An 18,998-nucleotide genomic window follows, 5' to 3' on the forward strand; every position below is an offset into this window, starting at 1 on the left:
CTCTTGGATGCCGATCTGTCGAACGCCAATCTGCCCGGCACCAATATGGAAGGCGCCAACTTCAACGGGGTGAACTTGTCGGACACCGACCTGTCCGGATCAGAAGGCGAGAAATCCATCACCAAGCACCCGCCGGTCGGCTTGACCCAGACACAACTCGACCAGGCCTGCGCGGACCTTGACAATCCACCGAAGCTCGACGACAGCAGTGGCCTGGTCTGGAACCCACGGCCATGCACAATGAATCACCCCGGGTTCAGTAGAGACTCGGGTTGTTGAGTCACGGCCGGGGTGGCTGTGACGGTTTGACGGTAGTAGGCGGTTTCGTGTTCGGCGGGGGTGGTGTAGCTGCCGCGGCCGGGCAGCAGGGCGCTGTGGCTGCGTCGGTGGTTGTACCAGTCGACGTATTCGAGGGTGGCGAACTCGACGTCGCGCAGTCCTTGCCACGGTCCCCGGGGGTAGACGAGCTCCCATTTGAACAGGCCGTTGAAGCTCTCGATCATGGCGTTGTCATAGGAATCGCCTCGGGTTCCGACCGAGGCCGCGGGGTTGTCATAGGAATCGCCTCGGGTTCCGACCGAGGCGACGATGTCGGCGAATGGAAAGATATTGCGACCCGCGGTCGCTGTGATGAGTCACCTCCTCGATGTGGCCGTCGCGGCGGCGCCCCGAGATGGCCATCTCCAAGGCATCGAGCGCCAGCGGTGCGCAGCGACCACGACGCCTGCCAGCCCAGGACCCGGCGCGAATAGGCGATATTGCGACCCGCGGTCGCTGTGATGAGTCACCTCCTCGATGCTGTGGCCGTCGCGGCGGCGCCCCGAGATGGCCATCTCCAAGGCATCGAGCGCCAGCTCGGTGCGCAGCGACCACGACGCCTGCCAGCCCAGGACCCGGCGCGAATAGGCGTCGATCATGAACGACACGTACACCCAGCCGCTGCGGGTGCGCACGTAGGTGAGATCGGCGAGCCACAGCCGGTTCGGGGCCGGCACTGTGAAATCCCGGTTCACCAGGTCCGCGGGCCGGCAGGCGTCGGGGTCGCTGGTGGTGGTGCGCACCGTGGCGCCTCGGCGGGTCCCTTCGAGGCTCAGCTGGCGCATCAGCCGCTCCACAGTGCAGCGAGCCACCGTGATGCCCTCGACGCGGTTGAGGTGATCCCACACCTTGGCCGCCCCGTACGCGTCGTAATTGTCCCGGTGCACACGAGCGATGCACACGAGCGATCTCTCCGCACAACCAGGCGTCGCGCTGCGCCCGCGCCGACGGCGGCCGGCACCTGGCTGCGTAATAGGTGGACGGGGCGATCCCGACGCCGTGCTCGGCGAGCACAGCGCAGATCGGCTCGACCCCGAACCGGTCGCGATGGGCGTCGATGAACGCCACTATCGCTTCGACTGGCGGTCGAGCTCCGCCCCGAAGAAAGCCGACGCCGCCTTCAATATCTCGTTCGCTCGGCGCAGCTCACGGTTCTCGCCTTCGAGCTCTTTGATCCGAGCCCGCTCCGCTGAGGTCACCCCGGCCCGGGTCCCGCCGTCGATCTCAGCGCGGCGCACCCACAGCCGCACCGTCTCCGGGGTCGGGCCCAGCTTGTCGGCGACCGAGCAGATCGCCTCCCACTGCGACCCATAGCAGCGCTCGTTGTCGAGCACCATTCTCACCGCACGCTCACGCAGCTCGGCTGGATATCTCCCATTTCCTGGCATCGCTCCATCCTCTCAAGGAACAGAGCCTCCACCAAACCCGGTGTGATTCACGCGGCGATCTGTGACCACTGCTGCACTGTCGTTGGGCTCGGCTCATTGAAGCGCATCGCGGGACGCATCGTTTGGGCATCGGGCGTCACGCAGGCGACGGCCGAACTCAAGTCGTACAAGGGGGCCAGCCTGGGAACGCGGCCGTCCAACAGCACCCCGTAGTTCTTGGAGTGCCCGTCGGCATTGCCGATCAGCCAGTTGTAGAACACAGACAAGAAGAACTTGCGAGGGTCGTCGCTGCCTGTCTCGTGCCGCAGCAGCCCGATGACTGCCTCGGGTGTCGGCCCGCCGTCCGACTGATACTTGAGGTCCGGGCGCAACCCCAGCGCTTGGCACAGGTCCTCAAAGTGGGAGCGATGCACTTCGCTTTCGCGTTCATGGCGGTCGAAACGCTCGGCGACCAGGCAGATCTCGTCCTCGAATGCTGCCAGCGATGTGCGTGCCGCTTCCAGCCCGAGAGTCCCGGCCGCCGTCTGGCACAGATGCTCGTTCACGGCTATGGAGTCCCGCAAGGCCGAGTTCAGATGCCCTCGCTGGGGCTTGAGAATATGGGTCGTCGCGAGTGAGCCGGTGGGCAAATGCCACCCGTCGACGGTGAGCCTCAACGCCATCTTGGGCTGGGCGCCGGGGAGCGACAGCCGCAGTTCTCCCAGCCCTTCAGTGGGGGCGTCTTCTGCGTCTTGCGCGATGAGGCGAAGCATCGCGGCCAACTCGGAATCCGAGACTCTCGAGAGGACCGCCAGTTGCGGGTCGGGCAACACCGGGTCCGGGTGAAACTGCACCGCCCCCGCGCACTCCAGCCCAGCCTGGGTGCTCAGCAGGTCGAACGGGGCTGTGGAGGTCGCCTCCAGTTCCTGCATCCACCGCGAGCGAGTGCGCGGGTTGTCCGGCAGCAGCCCGTCGATCCACGGCGAGATGTCCAATCGGCTGTGCTGACCGACCGGGAGCGACAGCGACACAGGCGCGGCTGACAGCGGATAGTCGTCGAGGTACCCAAAGTGCACGGCTCCTCGCAACGAACGCACTGCGCGGCCGACCAATTCGCCGTGCAGGAATACGTAGAGGCAGTGCGTCGACCCCGCCATGCGCTACACCTCTTCGGGCGGTGCGCCCGAAGCCCGCACGATGACGCTGGCCTCCAACGCCGACAGCGCAGCCACCACATCGCCCAGCGACGCGTCGGTACGGCCGCTCTCAAAGCTGGACACCCACTGCTGGGACCGACCGACGGCCGCGGCCAACTGCACCTGATTCCAGCCGAGCCGGCGGCGCAGGAAACGAACACAGCGGCGAAGGCCGCCTGGAGCGGCGAGCACGACCGTCTCTTGTGTCACACAAAATAGTATAGCTGCTTTACTATTCCATGTGACACAAGGCCCCGAGGCCGTGTTGCGCGCAAAGCTCAGACCCCCCGCCCCCCGCCCGCAATGGTGCGGCAGACACTGACGCCGACTTGTAGCCCGGTGTGCAGCAGAACTCACCCCCACATCCTCCTGTGGACCGCCAAACTTGTTGGGGTAGCAACCTGAGGTCCCTTCGGGGCGAAAACCACAATGCCTGAGCCCGAAGCCAAGGGCAGAGAAACCCGATACGTATGCGATCGGGTTTTCTATTCGGGACCCTTCATCGTGCTGGGCGCTATGTCCGGAAGCGCTTCCCCAAGAACCCCGACCGTTCACGGTCGGGAGATGTCACGCCCGCAGACCGCCACGTCAGGTGTCCGCTCAGGGTCAGGAGCGGTCTTCCCGGGGGCGGTGCCAGAACCTCGCCGATGCGAGACAGCCAATCCGGTGGCAACCCCCGCTCCGCAGCAACCTCCGCTGCGATCTCACCGACAATCGCAGGCTCGTCGCGCAGCACATCATCGATCGTGGAGGTCGTGTCGCCTTCCCGCCACGCCATGATGACCGTCATCGGGCCGCTTCCCGGGTGACGGCAGCCTCCGCGCCACCTTGACAATGCATCCGGCTGTGCGGATGCCCAACTGGCCGAGGTGCCGACGGACCCTGCTGTCGGGGTGTTCGAGGGCGTATGCCCGACCCCAGCCGGCCAGCCGGACTGCCGTCTTCACGACCCTGCGCACGATGCGGTCGCAGGCGGCTGCGAGTCGGCCGCGTCGTGGGGGCGGGGGTGGTGCCGACGGCGGCGTCGGTTTGCCGCCGGTGTGGGCGAGCCAGTCATCGGGCAGCCCCATCTCCTCGGCGATCTCAGCGGCCAGCGTCTCGATGAGATCGGCGCCTTCGACCAATGCCTCGTCGATCGTTGCCCCTGTGTCACCGTCACGGTGGACCATGGCGGCCGTCATCCCGTCGCGCACATAAACCCTCGCGTGCATGCCCTGAGCCGCGCGGCGCTCGCCAAGCTCGGTGAGCGCCGCGGCCCTAGCCGGGTCGATCTGGTCCTGCCGGGAGCGTCCGGCGTCACCCTCTGGATCAGTCACTGCAGTCGGCCCGCTGACTCGTTGCTCACCAGGCCCGCCATGTTCGTCTTGTCTGGCATGTCACGCAGCCGGGCGTCTTGTCGGTGCCTGAGGCAAGAAATTCGACGGGTGTCTCGGCAGGCCCGCGGCCTGAAGCCACGAAGCCGCATCACGACACGAACGACACATCGGGCGGAGTATCGAATGCGAGCTGCGCCATGCTCCTGGGAGTCCCGTCCGCGGCGAGACCGACGGCTTGGGTCTGGTCGTTGGCGCGTTCGCGATTCGATTGATGCGAGTGCCCATGGATCACGAGCCTGGGCTGTGTGCGTTCAACGGCTTCGGCGGGCAACTCCCGGCTGGCGACTGTTTCGGCTTGGGCGGCAGGACGAGGGCAGCGGCCATCAGTGTGGCGGCAGCCGCAGTGAGCAGCCGTTTCACTGTTCCTCGAAGCCCCATTCGACGTCCGACGGGCAGTGCTCGTTCAGATGTTGCGAACGACGCGGTGTGTAGTGGCCGCGATGCACGACGGGTTGAGCGGCGGCATTGCGCCGCGGAGTCCGACGAGCCGTCACCGTGGGTGGCTCCGGTGAGAATCTAGGGTCCGGGGACGGTGAGCTGAAGCCGGTAGGAGAGCTTTTTTCCGGCGTCGGTGCAGATGTGTGCCCATGTGGCGCAATCCGTGGCGGCTGCCACGACGATGGTGACGTGGTCGGTGGTGCGGGGCAAGATGGTGATCTCCCACAGGTCCTTGCGTCGTTCGACTCGGGATGCGGTGAGCACCAAGCCTCCGGTGACTTCCACTGAGCGATCCCGAACTTGTATGTAGCCGTTGGCGATGGGTTCGCTGAACGCGAGACGCACAGTGAACGGATCTGATCCGGTGTGGCTTGCGGGAAGATCCTCGAATTCAGCCACCAGGGGTGCGACGCCCTCGGGGGTCAGGTTCTGGGGGGCCTCTGGGACACCGGGACCAAGGTCGTCCTCAGCAACCGGCACGGTCGGCGATTCGGTCGTGACTGTGTTGAGGGGAACGGCTGCTGTGGCCGGCGGTTCGCAGACTGGTTTGAATTCGAAGCCCAGTTGGGCCCAGCGCTTCAGCAGCTCTCTGACAGCCTCGACTGTCTCTTGTCCGGTGTCGTGCATCAGCACAACGTCGAAATACGACACATTGTCGGTCAGCCTCGAGATCATGGTGTCAGCTTTGGCGCCTGCGGAATCTCCGCTGTTCAACGACCATGTGACGACCCTTAGCCCCAGCGACGATGCCCATGCGCTCGTGCGGCTGTCTATGTCGCCGTAGGGAGGGCGCATACACGGCACGCCGCGCTCGCCGAGCAGATCCTGGGCGCGGGTGAGCGTGCTGTTGAAGTCCTCGCGCGAGAGTTCGGTCAGCCGTTCGTGCTGCCAAGCGTGATTGCCGACGCTGTGTCCTTCCGAGGTGATCCTCGCGATCAGCTCCGGATGGAGTGCTGCGCGTGTTCCGTTCACGAAGAACGTCGCCCGAGCGCCGTATTCGGCGAGCAGATCCAAGATCTGAGGGGTAATCGTCGGGCTCGGACCGTCGTCGAAGGTGAGATGGACGATGGGCAGGTGGAATCCGACCTCCCAGAACTGGCCGACAAAAGGCGTCGCGTTGTCGTAGTTCGACCGCCCGCTTGCACCAGCGGCGTTGACCGCCTTGACCCAGTAGGCGTGCAGCACGTCGTGCACCCCTGCGGTGTGAGAGAAGGCGGTTTCCGTGCTTTGAGTCTCGACCACGGTCTCCACCGTCACGCTGAACCGCTCGCCCGGCTGGTGCCGACGCCACCCGACCAGGTAGCCGGTGACGCTGTCGTCGTCGGGTGCATCCCAGGTCAGAAACACCGTGCCGTCGTTGAGCGCCTTGGCCCGCAGGTAGGTCGGCGCCGCAGGCACCTGCATCGGACGATGAACCTCGACGGCTTGGGGCCGGTCGCCCAGGCGACCTCCATCGACCCCATCAAGCTCGAAAGACGCAACATAAACGATGGACTCGGAATCGTCGGGCTCGGACACTTCAGGCCCAGCGGGCTCTTCGCGCTCGGGCTCCGTGGGCTCTGAGGGAGTGTCGACATTGACGTAGCTCGACCGGGGCGACTCGCCGCCCGCGCCCAGGGCGACGACCCGGTAGACGTAGCGCCGCTCCGGTTCCACCGAATCGTCGACATGGGACACCGCCGAAGTGCCGGTGTCCTCCACAAGCGTGGCGAACACCCCCGGCGCGTCGACGTCGCGGTCACGGCGCAGGATCCGGTAGCCGGTGATCGTGCTGTCGCCGGGATCGTTCCAGCTGATTGCGGCCGAGTCATGGGTGACCGAAGTCGCCACCAGCCCCGAAGGACGCTCCGGTGCCGCTGACTGGGCTGCTGCCGGCATCGTCGCCAACGCCGCCAACAGGGCCACCGACAAGATTGCTCCCAGCCCGGTCATCCACCCCACAGTGCGCCCACTGGTCTTCATCCCGGTGATTGAAGCACCTCGCACGAACCCAACGGTGTACCAATCGGGAACACATCAGTCTGTCGAGCAATTTGCATGATCAGCGTGCCTGTTCGGAAGTGTTTCAGGGGCAGGCTATGACACAGCGGTGGTGGATTGGATTCGGCGGGCGACGTCGGGGCTCGAGGCGACTTCGGCATCTCATGACTCGGTGACCCTGGCGGCAGTCAACGAGTTCGGCGAGTCGCCGCGGCCGCGCTATGTCAACGTCGACACCACCGGCCTCAAACAGCTCACCTCGCTCCACGTTCGCTGCTTGCACGTCAACCTCTGGACAGGCTCCCTCGACCCCGCCCTTCGGTACGATCGGTGCGAGGCGCCTCAGTACGGCCGCCGCTTCCCAGCTGACGGCATCCGTCGCATCAGCGTGACGACATGTCCTGCTGTCCGGATGCTCATCGAGCCGATGTGGCGACGAACCCTGCTCTCGCGGTGTTCGATGGTGTATGCCCGACCCCAGTCAGCCGGACGGACCGCCAACTTCACGACGCGGCGCCGGATGCGATCGCCGGCAGCGGCGAGGCGTCCGAGTCGTGGCGACGGCGTTGGTGTGCCGCCATCCGGGCGAGCCAGTCGTCGGGCAATCAGCGCTCCTCGACGATCTCAGTGGCCATCTCATCGGCTCTTGGCTGAGTCCGCGGTCCGGCATCAGCGCCTCGACGACGGCGCCCGTCGGTGCTGGGCGACACGATGCGCCCAGAGGAAGGCACCGGTCGCCCTGCGCGGCCGCAGCGCACAACCGCAATGCGAAGCGCTGGCATCGCACCCGTTTCGGACCGATCGCTCATGCGTAAACGGCATGACATCTGCGTCGATTCCAATAGGAACGTGTGATGTGTTGTCACTAGATTGCGCAAGCGCAAGGTGGGCACAGGGATTGGTGATGTCGCGATTGACGTGTCCCTGCTCCTGGCCATACGCGCGCCGATCCGTCGCACCGGCTCTCATCGCGAGCTTGAGCGCCGACGATGACGCCGCCAGTCCACATGGCAGTCTTCGAGCCGTTGCCGGACGCAGTCGTGCAACTCGCGGCATGCCGTGGTGCACCTCCCGAATGGTGGTTCCCCGAGTCGACCCGAGCCGAGACCCGACACGCTTTGGAGATATGCAGCTCCTGTGCGGTACGAGACGACTGTCGGGCATGGGCAGCGCGGCAGCCCCGTTCGCTGCTGCACGGCATCTGGGGAGGCGCTGTGCACGGCCGAACTCCCGATCCCGATCCCAATCCGGAGCATTGCCGCAACTGCCGGGCACGTATCGACGACCGGGTGCCTCAGGCGAGGTACTGCTCGTCGTGCCTGCCCGAACATCGTCGAGCCCGGATGCGCTCAAGTGATCGCAGACGCAGAGGCCGCCCCCAACAGCGGTGCTGCGTCGACTGCGCGCGCAGCATTGAGCACCGAGATCCACGCGCGCTGCGCTGCGAATCGTGTGCACGCGACAACCGACGCATGAAGAACAGGCTGTACATGAGACGAAAAAGCCGTGAGCAGCACTGAAGCGCGCCTCATGCGGCGACGCGAACCACCTTGCATTTGACAGAGGCGGCGGGTGTCCCCGAGCCCGGTGCAGGAGCGGGTGCGGCTGCGGGCGATCTGGGCTCGGGCGCCTTGGTTGTCGCGCAGCCATCTGGCAGCACGGTCCAGAGCTGGGGGCTGCCCAGGCGGCCCAGGCCATGGTGGTAGCCGGGCCGCAGCTGTTCGAGATCGGCGTGAAGCTGGTTGATCTGCCGGGTGCGGTCAGCGACGAGTTCTCGCCGATAGCGCACCAAACGGCGCAGCTCCTCGATGGCTCCATCGGGCCGCGGCGGGGGCAGGCAGTGCTCGCGAAGACCGACCCGGGCGATCGCCAGCGCGTCGCCGGGATCGGTCTTGGAGCCAGTGCGCTGACGACGCCGAGCTGCCGCTGTCATGTGCGGGGGCACCTCGACGACCTCGCTGCCTGCGTCGGCCAGGACCCCAGCAGCGGACCGACGACACCGGCCGCTGTGCGCACCGGAACCGCCCGCAGCAGCGCCCGAAGGCTCCGAGTCAGGTCCCGTCCCGATTCGGGCGAAGCGACCCACACGGGGCGCATGATTCTCGACGCCGGTGATGCCGTTGCGGTCGAGGTCGGTCGCGACGAGGCCTGGTCGGGGCCTCGGCCCGCGGTCCTTGGCTTGCTCGCGTCAAGACTGCGCTTAGAGGGTCAGTGGATAGGTGGGGGTGGGGGTTGCCATCGGTTGCGGTGGTTGATGAGTTTTGTCCCGTGTCAAGTTTGTTGCTCAGGTTTCGGGGGTTTCGGTTTGAGTGTCGGGGGTTTGCTGGTGTGCGTCGAGGGGGCGGGCCCAGTCGAGGCTCTCGTGGGGTCGGATTCGGTTGTATTCGTCGATGAAGTCGGCGGCGTGGTCGGCGAGGCCGATGCCGTCTGCGATGTCGTGGCGGTAGAGCCGTTCGTATTTCAATGCTTCGAACCAGCGTTCGATCACTCCGTTTGTGTGCGGCGACCGGTGCCTGGTTCTTACGTGCGAGAAGTGGGAGCGGTCGGCGAACCAGCGGGCGACGGCCGCTGATTTCATGGCCGGGCCGTTGTCGGTCACGATCACGATCGGGGTCGATCTCGCCGGTGTCGTCGTCGGTGCAGTCCTCGACGAGCCGGTGCCCCAGCAGTTCGCTGGCGCGGGTCTCGGCAGCGTCGAACGCGGCGCACAGGTCCCCGGCGGTCTGGGTTGCGCTCACCGGGCACGCCAACACGAGCTTGGTGACGTAGTCGACCACGCCGCCGAGCTGCCAGGTGCCCTCGGTTCCAGTCTCGAACTCCGAGAAATCGGCCTGCCATACCCGGTTCGGTCTCGACGGGACGTCAGCGAAGACAGCTCTGCGGGCCTTGGCCAGCTGGCGACGCTCGGCCTGGTAGCGGACCGGCTGCAGCAGCCCCCGGCGGGCCATTGCCCGTCTGACCGATGATTGGGACCCGAACTCCCAGCCGGCATGGCGGCCCATCGCCCATATCTTGCGATGCCCCCAAGCCGGCCACTCCGCGGCCAGCTTCGCGACCGCCGGCTCGATCCGGTCCACGACCGGCGCCGGCCACGGCCCCTTGGGCGGGTCACCGGCGCGATGCTTGGCCAACCGGTGCTGATAGGTCCGCCGGGGCACGCCGATGAGAGCCGCGAACCTCGTGATGGGCATGCCCGCGCCAGTGCGGATCATCTCGAGGTCCTCGACGGGGGGAGATACTCCGCCCCTTTCCTCCACACCCGCAACTCCACATGGGCTTCGCCCAAAGCGGCCTTGAGCTCCTCGTTCTCCGCTTCGAGCTCGACCTCGCGAGACGTCCGGCGCTTGCGGCCCTGAGCCAGGCCCTCCCGCCCGGAGTCCAGCAATGCCCGCTTCCAGTTGTGCACCGACTGCTCACTGACTCCGGCCTTGCGGCCAGCCTCAGCCGCGGACAGCTCGCCCCGCAGCACACTCATCACCACCTGGAGCTTCTGCTCCGGGGACCTGTTCGACGGTCTGGTCATCTGTTTCTCCTTGTCCGGAAATCAAACCCGAACCTGAGCAACAAACGATGACACGGGACAAATGTGATAGAATAGTAAGGCCAATGTGACGAAACAGTGACTTCTATATGTGCTCGGTAAGCCTGCTGTCGCGTTGGTGCGAAGGACCGCCGGCTTTTTCTGGTTCTGTTGTTCGTCCGAAGTCGAATGCCGCTCCAAGGCGCCGCGGAAGGCCGGGTTCGGCCACATCTCCGGTCGGCAACAGCAACTGAGCGGTGTCGAACGTCTTCCGGTTCCGTCCAGCGCTGGTCGGCGTTCTGCTGGCCGCCCTCTGCTTGCTCACGGTCGACCACATGGCGGTCGCTCAGACCAGCACCGCTGAGGACTCCGAATGGGACGACCCCGGCGATTCCTCCATCACCCGCTACGAGGTGCTGCGGCGCAACCTGGCTGTCCACGCCCCCGGCCAGTTCGTGACGATCGACTCGAACACCGGCTCGCACGAAACCAGCGAGCAGTCGAACTACGTCCGGGCCGACACGCCTGCGGCTCCCAGCGTCGCGCAGACCGAGGCGGGGAACGGCGTCAGGCAGGTTCTCCCCGATGCCGAATCGACCGATGCCAACCTGAGCGCTCTGAGCGTGGGCGGCGAGAGCGTGGCGGGGTTCGACGCCGAGACCACGTCCTACCAGTTCGGCGTGGCCAACACGGTGTCGCAGGTGACGGTTGCGGGCGTCGCCGCCAACGCCGACGCCACGGTGGCCTACAGCGGGACCGACGCCGACGGGGCCGACGGACACCAGGTGGATCTGAGCGTGGGCCGCAACGACGTGACCGTGACCGTCACCGCCAGTGACGGCGTCAGCACCAGGGACTACACCGTCAGCGTCAACCGAGGGTCGGACGCCCCCTTCGGCTGGAAGGCCGAGGACGACTTCGACACCCTGGAGGCAGCCGAGAACGTCGCAGCCAGGGGCATCTGGTCCGACGGCACGACCATGTGGGTGGGGGACGATGAGAACCGGAAGGAAAAGCTCTTCGCCTACACGCTGGCCACCAAGCAGCGGAATCCCGACGAGGACTTCAACACCCATATCTATCCCGGCAACACCAGCATCAGGGGCATCTGGTCCGACGGCGCGACCATGTGGGTGGTGGACTACAACAGCGATAAGGCCTTCGCCTACGTGCGGCCCGACGTCCCGGATGACGTGAATATGAATGTGGAGCGGGACCAAGACAACGACTTCCTCGCCATCCGTCTCCCGATGCAACGTGGGCCCTATTGGGTCTATGGCCTCTGGTCCGACGGCAGGACCATATGGATCTCGGACCCCGTGTTTGACGGGATCTACGCCTACAACCTGGTCGACCGGCAGCGGGACCCCGACAAGGACATCGACCCCGCGCTGGGGGACGGGAACGCTCGGTCCGGTGACCTCTGGTCCGACGGCACGACCATGTGGGTGTCGGACCGTACAAAGCTCTTCGCCTATGCGTTGGACACTGGGCAGCGGGACTCGGTCAGGGACTTCGTCGCCCTGGCGGTCGAGAACACCTCCCCCGCGGGCATCTGGTCCAACGGCACGACCATGTGGGTGTCGGACCGTTTTGCCGGGAAGATCCACGCCTACAACATGCCCGGCAATCCCGACCTGAGCGCGCTCAGCCTCAGCGCCGGGACCTTGACCCCCACGTTGACCCCCAACTTCCACCGGGTGACTAAATCCTATGCGGCGTCGGTGGAGCATTCGGTGTCCACGATCACGGTGACCGCCACAGCGGTCGATGCGGGCAACGCCACGGTCGAGTTCCTGGACGCCGCCGACATGCCCCTGGTCGACGCCGATATCGTGAACGACGGGCAGCAGGTGAACCTCGTCGTGGGCGACAATACGATCAAGGTCAAGGTGACGGCCGATGACGGCGTCGTGACCCGGACCTCCACGATGATCGTGACCCGCGAACCGCTCAGCACCGACCTGAGCGCTCTGAGCGTGGACGGCAAGAGCGTGGCGGGGTTCGACGCCGATACCACGTCCTACCAGTTCGGCGTGGCCAACACGGTGACACAGGTGACCGTTGCAGGCGTCGCCCTCGACGTCGGCGCCGCAGTTACCTACAGCGGTACGGATGCCAACGGGGCCGACGGACACCAGGTGGATCTGAGCGTAGGCCGCAACGTCGTGACCGTGACCGTCGCCGACAGGGACGGCGGCAACACCAGGGACTACACCGTCAGCATCAACCGGGGCTCGGACGCTCCCTTCGGCTGGAAGGCCGAGGACGACTTCGACACGCTGAAGGCGGCCGGGAACATCGATCCCAGTGGCATCTGGTCCAACGGCACGATCATATGGGTGGTGGACGACGAGGAGAACAAGCTCTACGCCTATGCGCTGGCCACCGGGCAGCACAACGCCGGCAGGGACTTCGATGCCCTGGAGGCGGCCGACAATACAAACCCCAGGGGCATCTGGTCTAACGGTACGACCATGTGGGTGTCGGACCGGTCGGACGAAGAGATCTACGCCTACGCACTGGCCACCGGGCGACGGGATGCCGACAAGGATATCGACAGCCTGGTCTCCGCCGGGAACACCGCCCCCGTGAGCATCTGGTCCGACCGCACGACCATGTGGGTGGCTGATCCAGAGGACGACGAGATCTACGCCTACACGCTGGCCAGCGGGGAGGAGGTGGCCGGCAGGAAGCTCGACACCCTGAATGCTGCCAACAATAGAAGCCCTAGGGGTATCTGGTCCGACCGCACGACCATGTGGGTGGCGGACGAGGAGGATGACAAGCTCTACGCCTACGAACTGGCCACCGGGCAGCGGGACGCCGTCAGAGACTTCGACGACCTGGCGGCGGCCGGAAACAACGACCCCCGTGGCATCTGGTCCAACGGCACCACCATGTGGGTGGTGGACTGGCGCAAAGCCAAGCTTTACGCCTACAACATGCCCGGCAACCCTGACCTGAGCGCGCTCAGCATCAGCGCCGGGACATCGACCCCCACCTGGTCCCCCAGCTTCCAACGGTTGACGACCGCCTATGCGGTGTCGGTGGCGAATTCAGCTTCCACGATCACGGTGACCGCCACGGCGGTCGATGCGGCCAACGCCACGGTCGAGTTCCTGGACGACGCCGACATGCCCCTGCTCGACGCCGACAGCGTGACCGACGGGCAGCAGGTGAACCTCGTCGTGGGCGACAAGACGATCAAGGTCAAAGTGACCGCCGGGGATGGCGTCGTGACCCGGATCTACACGCTGACAGTGACACGTGAGGCGCCGGCGCCAGTCAGTTTCGGATCGTCGTCGTACAGCGTCGGCGAGGGCGAGTCGGTGACGGTGACGGTCAGCCTGGACCAGGCGCTTTCGGGTCAAGTCGTGGTCCCGCTGAACGTGACGGACGGCAGCGGCATCAGCGGCAGCGACTACTCGGGCGTGCCAGCGAGCGTGACGTTCGCAGCCGGCGCGATGTCGGCGACGTTCAGCTTCAGCGCCGGAGATGACGATCTCGTGGAGGCTGACGAGGATGTAACGGTGGCATTCGGCACGCTGCCCGAGGCGGTGATCGAGGGCAGCCCGGCAACGACCACGGTGACGATCACCAACGACGACGTACCGAACTGGGCACTGTCGGCGACTCGGGCGTCGATTACGGAAGCGGCCGTGTCATCGTCAACGGTGTCTGTCAGCAGCGGCGGCGTGACGTTCAGTAGTGAGAAGACGATCAACCTCGGCTTCGCGGGCACAGCGACCAAGGGCACGGACTACACGGTGGCCGACGAGACGCTGACCCTCGCCGCCGGTCGGAGTTCGGTGTCGACGACGGTCAGCGCGCTGGACGACAGCGAGTTAGATGTTGGCGAGACCATCCTGGTCACGGCGACGCTGGGCGGCTCGACGATCGGCACGCAACAGCTCATCACCGTCGTTGACGACGAGCAGGCGGCGACAAGCATCGTGCTCGAGGTGTCGCCATCGGCGGTGGGCGAAGGCGCAGGCGCGGCGACACTGACGGTCGAGGGGACGCTGGACGGCGCGGGACTGACCACCGACACGGTGGTGTCGCTCACGCTGGCGGCAGGCACGGCGACGGAGGGCGACGACTACACGGTCGGATCGGCGACGGCGACGCTCACGATCGCGGCGAGGGCGGTGTCAGGGACGGCCAGCTTCAGGCTGACGCCGGTCGACGACCGGATCGACGACGACGACGAGACCGTGACGATCGCGGCATCGTCGACCTCGACGCTGCCGCTGTCGCCCGCATCGCTGACCGTAACGATCACCGACAACGACGAGCCCAACAACGTACCGGTGTTCGATCCGGCGACGCTCACGCGCCTCCTGGAGGAGAACAGCGGAGCCGGCGTCGCCGTCGGCGCGGCGGTGACCGCGACCGACGCAGACGATGACACGCTGTCGTATTCGCTGGAAGGCACTGACGCCGGGTCGTTTCGGATCGACTCCGCCAGCGGGCAGATCAGCACGGCGCCGGGCGTCACCTACGACCACGAGGCCAGCGGGAACAGCTATGTGCTGACGGTGACCGCCGACGACTCCCGCGGCGGCGAGGCAAGCGCGACGGTCACAATCGAGATCACCGATGTGGACGAGCCGCCGCCCCCGCCTGCCGCGCCGTCGGTGTCGCCGACGCGCGGCGAGACGGACAGCCTGGATGTGTCGTGGATCGCTCCCAGCATGACCGGCCGGCCGGATTTCAGCGGCTACAAGGTGCGCTACAGCAAGGGCAGCCGATGGGCTGACTGGCCGCACACGGGCACTGGCATCGTGGCGACGATCGACGGCCTCGACCCCGACACCAGCTACGACGTGCAGGTGCGCGCCATCAACGATGAGGGCGAGAGCGGCTGGTCCCCGCCGGGCGACGGCTCGACCTTCGCGATAGATGACCCGTGTTTGGAAGTAGGGCCGACGCCGACGGTGGTCGCGGTGACTTCGGTGCCGATCGTGGTCCCGTCGACGACCGATGTCTATTTCGTGCTCTACGTGACGCACCGGCGGGACGGCGCTGAGGTGTGGACGCCGGTCGCGGTGACGTGGGGGAAGACCGGCACGACCACGCTCGGCGAGAACGTGGAAGCCCTGCCCTACACGCGTTACCGGGTGGAGCAGTACGACATCACCGACCCGGCCGACATCGACGGCGACTGTGACGACGACCTGTCCGAGCTCGCGGCCCTGGGCAGAATGAACCCGCTGAACGCGGCGCCCGCGATCTTACGGAATGACGGAGCGGTGGCGATTCCCGATGGCGACACATTCGAGGAGCTCTCCTACACCGAGCCGGGCTCCGACTACGAATATGTGAAGTTCGCGCTGCTCGACATGGACACCGACCACCCGCTGCTCTACTTCATCAACTCGACGACCCACCTGCGGCATCCGGTCGTCTTGTTCCTGGACGCGATCGGCCACACGAATCCGGACCTGCCCTGGGCCATCCTCGGTGAGATCGTCTACGACCCCGACCTGGTCGCGGCCGACGGCACGCAAGGCGTCTACTACTTCTGGTTGAATCGCTACGACGGCCGGTACACGTTCGACCTCTTGGACCGTGCCCATACGATGCTCACCGCCGCGATGCCGCTGCTGGGTGACAACATGCCGATGTATATCCCAAACCACCGGCTGCCGGGCTACCAGGCCGGCCTGGAAACGCTCAGGGCATCGCGCATCCCGCTCCTCTTCAACGAAGACGTCTTCCCCGACACGGACTTCCTGGCCCTCAACTCCGAGGTCGGCTTCGGCCTGCTGCGTGTGATGGACCCGGGCGAGCGTCCCAGTCCGCTCAACATCGTGATCTACGAGTCGCTGCCCAACGAGCTGCCGCGGGTCGGCGGGATCATCACCACGGTGCCGCAAACGCCGCTCTCCCATGTCAACCTGCGCGCGGTGCAAGACAGCGTGCCCAACGCGTACATCAAGGACGCGCTCGGGAAGGATGCGATCGACGCGTTGATCGACAGCTACGTGCGCTACGAGGTGACAGCGGACGGCTACGAGCTGCGGGCGGCGACGCTGGCAGAGGTGAATGCGCACCACGCCGCGTCCCGGCCCGCCCGCGCGCAGGTCCCCGAACGCGACCTCTCGGTCACCGAGATCACCCCGCTCAGCGACATCGGCTTCGACGACTGGCGCGCGTTCGGGGTCAAGGCGGCCAATGTGGCCGTGCTGGGGACGCTGGGCTTTACCGCGGGCACGGTGCCCGAGGGGTTCGCCATCCCGTTCTACTTCTACGACGAGTTCATGAAGAATGCCGTCCTGGCCGCGGAGAAGGTGTTCGGTAAAGGCCAGGGCGCCGAGGAGGACCGATTCACGCTGCCTGCCGGCACGAAGCTGATTGCCGCCGTCGAGGCGATCCTGATTCATCCCAGATTCCAGGCGGACTTCGAGATCCAGGATGAGATGCTGGATGACCTCCGGGAGGTGATCGAAGAAGCCGAGAGTCCGCAATGGATGATCGACGCGCTGACCGCCATGCACGCCGAGGTCCTCCCGGCGGGGCGATCGCTGCGCTACCGCTCCAGCACCAACAATGAGGATCTGCCGGGCTTCAGCGGCGCAGGGCTGTACGACTCCAACACACAGAAGCAGAGCGAGACCGAGAATGAGGGCATCGACAAATCCATGAAGCAGGTCTTCGCCGGCCTCTGGAACTACCGCGCGTTTATCGAGCGTGAGTTTCATCGAATCGACCATCTGGCCACCGCGATGGGTGTGCTGGTGCACCCCAACTACTCCGACGAACTGGCCAACGGCGTCGCTGCAAGCTTCGACCCGATCAGCGGCCTGAACAGCTACTACTACCTCAACTCGCAGCTCGGCGAGGACCTGGTGACGAACCCCGACGCGAGCTCGGAGCCGGAGGAGATCCTCTTGCACAAGAGCGGCGACTTCTACGAGATCCTGGCGACCTCGAACCAGGTAGAGCCGGGCACCCTGCTGATGAGCGACGCGCAGATGAAACAGCTCGCAGAGCACCTCACCGCGATCCACGAGAAATTCGAGGAACTGTACGACCCCGGATCCAACCAACCGTTCGCCATCGAGATCGAGTTCAAGATCACCGTCGCCAACATCCTGGCGATCAAGCAGGCGCGGCCGTGGGTCTTCGCGGCGCCCAACCAGGGCCGCCAACGCGCCACCACGATCGGCACCGGCGGCCCTGGCGGCAGCAGCGGAAGCGGTGGTGGTGGTGGTGGTGGTGGTGATCTTGATGTGGGTGTTGCGGTGTTCATGGTCGCGAATGGGTGGAGCCCGCCCGATGTGGGTGTGGCGTCGGTGCTCGCTGCGCGCACCGACGGTGCGGTGGTGGTGTACACCGCGGGGGACGAGTTGTCGGCTGAGACTGCGCTGCTGCTGCGCGAGGCGTCGCCTGCTGAGGTGGTGATCGTGGGCGGCATTGCTGCGGTGTCACGTGACGTCCGCAGCCAGATCCGCGTGGCGTCGCCCGATTCGGGCATTTCGCGGGTCACCGGCGCGGACCGTGCCGACACCGCCGCGGGCACCGCGCGCCGGATTCTGGGGCCACCTGCGGCGGCCGGCCGGGTCACCCTGATCGTGGCGAATGGATGGTCGCCGCCCGACATCGGTGCTGCGGCGGCGCTGGCTGCGCGCAGCGGACGCTCCGCAGTGCTCTATGTTCGGCGTGACGGCCTGCCCGATGTCTCCGCGTCAGCGCTGCGCGACTACGACGTGGCGCGCGTCGTCCTCATCGGGGGCCCCGCAGCGATCAGCGAGCAAGTGCACGATGCGATCGCTGCAGCAGCCGGCGATGCGAGCATCTCGCGGCTGACCGGCACGGACCGTGTCGACACTGCCGCGCAGGCCGCACGACGCGTGCTGGGCAACCCCGCGTCCGCACCCGAGGGCATCACCTTGGTCATCGCCAACGGCTGGTCCCCGCCCGACATCGGCGTCGCGGCAGCACTCGCTGCGGCCACCGACAACTCCGCGGTCGCATACACCGCCCCAAGCGGTCTGTCGACAGCCACGGCAATGCTCATCAGCCAATACCGGCCCAGCCAGGTCATCATCATCGGCGGCAGCGCAGCAGTCGCCAACAGCGTGCGGGCAGCCATCACCCAGGCAGCACCTCCCAGCGCCGACGTGCGGCGCGTCACCGGCAGCACCCGCACCGACACCGCAGCCCGCGCCGCACGACGCATCCTTGCCGATCCCTGATCTGTCCACCCAGGCGCGCGCTTAGCCCTCATCCACCGATGCGAGACCGTCGCACAACAGCCAATCGCGCTCACCGCTCGACAAGAGAGCGTCTGACAGGCCCTAGAGGCCGCGTGGATAGGCGACCATCCACCAGTCGTCGTGTTGGTCCGGCTGTGATGCCCGGGTGCGATTACAACCGACGACATGGTGGAGGTGCTTGGTCATCATGCCGCGCTTTGAGCAAGGCGGTGGTGGATGTCATCTGGGCGGCGGCCGAGCCGTTGTTGCCCAGGACACCTGACCGGCATCGGTTGGGCTGCCACCGGCGTCGCGTGTGCGACCGGCTGTGCCTGCGCGGCATCGTCATCCGGCTCGTGACGGGCTGCTCATGGGAGACCGCGGAGATGATCCTCGACGAAGCGGTGTCGGACACCACGCTGCGCACGCGCGCGACGAATGGGCCGCCGCGGGCGTGTTCGGCAGCCTCGCCGACGAAGCGATCGCCGCGTATGACCGCATCATGGGCCTGCGGCTGGGCGATGTGTGCGTGGAGGGCTCGATCCACAAGGCTCCCTGCGGCGGCCCCGGAACCGGCAAAAGCCCCGTCGACAGGAGCA

General features: G+C 66.2%; 16 protein-coding genes, 2 pseudogenes and 1 other annotated feature. Of the genes and pseudogenes, 6 read left to right on the forward strand and 12 right to left on the reverse strand.

Annotated features, from left to right (window positions below; translation table 11 throughout):
* Positions 1-3 precede the first annotated feature (3 nt).
* Positions 4-279 carry a pentapeptide repeat-containing protein gene (locus tag ACPXYO_RS07850; protein ID WP_423918566.1) on the forward strand — a complete coding sequence of 92 codons (276 nt, stop codon included), beginning with the start codon at positions 4-6 and terminating at the stop codon, positions 277-279.
* Here ACPXYO_RS07850 and ACPXYO_RS07855 read toward each other — a convergent pair.
* From ACPXYO_RS07855 to ACPXYO_RS07895, 9 genes are all read right to left on the reverse strand, one after another.
* Positions 246-632 carry an integrase core domain-containing protein gene (locus ACPXYO_RS07855; protein ID WP_423918745.1) on the reverse strand — a complete coding sequence of 129 codons (387 nt, stop codon included), beginning with the start codon at positions 630-632 and terminating at the stop codon, positions 246-248. The genes ACPXYO_RS07850 and ACPXYO_RS07855 overlap by 34 nt on opposite strands.
* Before the next feature lie 3 nt (positions 633-635).
* Positions 636-1,367, reverse strand: coding sequence for an IS3 family transposase (locus ACPXYO_RS07860; protein WP_423918748.1), 732 nt, complete (start codon positions 1,365-1,367; stop codon positions 636-638).
* Positions 1,300-1,428: a sequence feature (AL1L pseudoknot), on the reverse strand. Its footprint overlaps the gene before it by 68 nt.
* Positions 1,386-1,706, reverse strand: a complete 321-nt coding sequence (locus ACPXYO_RS07865; protein WP_423918569.1) for a transposase — start codon at positions 1,704-1,706, stop codon at positions 1,386-1,388. Its footprint overlaps the feature before it by 43 nt.
* Before the next feature lie 47 nt (positions 1,707-1,753).
* Positions 1,754-2,842 (reverse strand): HipA domain-containing protein, encoded by a 1,089-nt coding sequence (locus ACPXYO_RS07870; protein ID WP_423918572.1) that lies wholly within the window; start codon positions 2,840-2,842, stop codon positions 1,754-1,756.
* Between the two features lie 3 nt (positions 2,843-2,845).
* Positions 2,846-3,091: a helix-turn-helix transcriptional regulator gene (locus ACPXYO_RS07875; protein WP_423916870.1), complete on the reverse strand. Its 246-nt coding sequence runs from the start codon at positions 3,089-3,091 to the stop codon at positions 2,846-2,848.
* 304 nt (positions 3,092-3,395) lie between these two features.
* On the reverse strand, positions 3,396-3,671 hold the full coding sequence (locus tag ACPXYO_RS07880) for a hypothetical protein (protein WP_423918574.1): 276 nt from the start codon (positions 3,669-3,671) through the stop codon (positions 3,396-3,398).
* On the reverse strand, positions 3,619-4,197 hold the full coding sequence (locus tag ACPXYO_RS07885; protein WP_423918576.1) for a hypothetical protein: 579 nt from the start codon (positions 4,195-4,197) through the stop codon (positions 3,619-3,621). The genes ACPXYO_RS07880 and ACPXYO_RS07885 overlap by 53 nt, the downstream gene beginning before the upstream one ends.
* A gap of 576 nt (positions 4,198-4,773) precedes the next feature.
* A complete protein-coding gene (locus tag ACPXYO_RS07890) occupies positions 4,774-6,657 on the reverse strand; it encodes a polysaccharide deacetylase family protein (protein WP_423918579.1) in 1,884 nt (627 codons plus the stop codon).
* A 623-nt stretch (positions 6,658-7,280) separates the two neighbouring features.
* Positions 7,281-7,484 (reverse strand): hypothetical protein, encoded by a 204-nt coding sequence (locus ACPXYO_RS07895; protein ID WP_423918582.1) that lies wholly within the window; start codon positions 7,482-7,484, stop codon positions 7,281-7,283.
* A gap of 198 nt (positions 7,485-7,682) precedes the next feature.
* Here ACPXYO_RS07895 and ACPXYO_RS07900 point away from each other — a divergent pair, with 198 nt between their 5' ends.
* Positions 7,683-8,195, forward strand: a complete 513-nt coding sequence (locus ACPXYO_RS07900; protein ID WP_423918751.1) for a WhiB family transcriptional regulator — start codon at positions 7,683-7,685, stop codon at positions 8,193-8,195.
* Between the two features lie 8 nt (positions 8,196-8,203).
* On the opposite strand, the gene ACPXYO_RS07905 is transcribed toward ACPXYO_RS07900, so the two are convergent.
* Both ACPXYO_RS07905 and ACPXYO_RS07910 read right to left on the reverse strand, forming a co-directional pair.
* Positions 8,204-8,761, reverse strand: a complete 558-nt coding sequence (locus ACPXYO_RS07905) for an IS110 family transposase (protein ID WP_423918585.1) — start codon at positions 8,759-8,761, stop codon at positions 8,204-8,206.
* A 198-nt stretch (positions 8,762-8,959) separates the two neighbouring features.
* Positions 8,960-9,253, reverse strand: coding sequence for an integrase core domain-containing protein (locus ACPXYO_RS07910; protein ID WP_423918588.1), 294 nt, complete (start codon positions 9,251-9,253; stop codon positions 8,960-8,962).
* Here ACPXYO_RS07910 and ACPXYO_RS07915 point away from each other — a divergent pair.
* Positions 9,252-9,641 carry a hypothetical protein gene (locus tag ACPXYO_RS07915; protein ID WP_423918590.1) on the forward strand — a complete coding sequence of 130 codons (390 nt, stop codon included), beginning with the start codon at positions 9,252-9,254 and terminating at the stop codon, positions 9,639-9,641. The two genes, ACPXYO_RS07910 and ACPXYO_RS07915, sit on opposite strands and share 2 nt — an antisense overlap.
* A 242-nt stretch (positions 9,642-9,883) precedes the next feature.
* Here ACPXYO_RS07915 and ACPXYO_RS07920 read toward each other — a convergent pair whose 3' ends face one another.
* Positions 9,884-10,198, reverse strand: a complete 315-nt coding sequence (locus tag ACPXYO_RS07920; RefSeq protein WP_423918593.1) for a helix-turn-helix domain-containing protein — start codon at positions 10,196-10,198, stop codon at positions 9,884-9,886.
* 254 nt (positions 10,199-10,452) lie between these two features.
* On the opposite strand from ACPXYO_RS07920, the gene ACPXYO_RS07925 reads away from it, so the two are divergent.
* The 3 genes and pseudogenes from ACPXYO_RS07925 to ACPXYO_RS07935 form a co-directional block, all read left to right on the forward strand.
* Positions 10,453-18,399 carry a cadherin-like beta sandwich domain-containing protein gene (locus ACPXYO_RS07925; RefSeq protein WP_423918595.1) on the forward strand — a complete coding sequence of 2,649 codons (7,947 nt, stop codon included), beginning with the start codon at positions 10,453-10,455 and terminating at the stop codon, positions 18,397-18,399.
* Between the two features lie 158 nt (positions 18,400-18,557).
* Positions 18,558-18,716 (forward strand): annotated as a pseudogene (locus ACPXYO_RS07930) (hypothetical protein); the annotation flags it as partial.
* Between the two features lie 53 nt (positions 18,717-18,769).
* Positions 18,770-18,998: pseudogene (locus ACPXYO_RS07935) on the forward strand (hypothetical protein); the annotation flags it as partial.

This window comes from Candidatus Poriferisodalis sp. (assembly GCF_965237655.1).
Lineage (GTDB): Bacteria > Actinomycetota > Acidimicrobiia > Acidimicrobiales > Poriferisodalaceae > Poriferisodalis.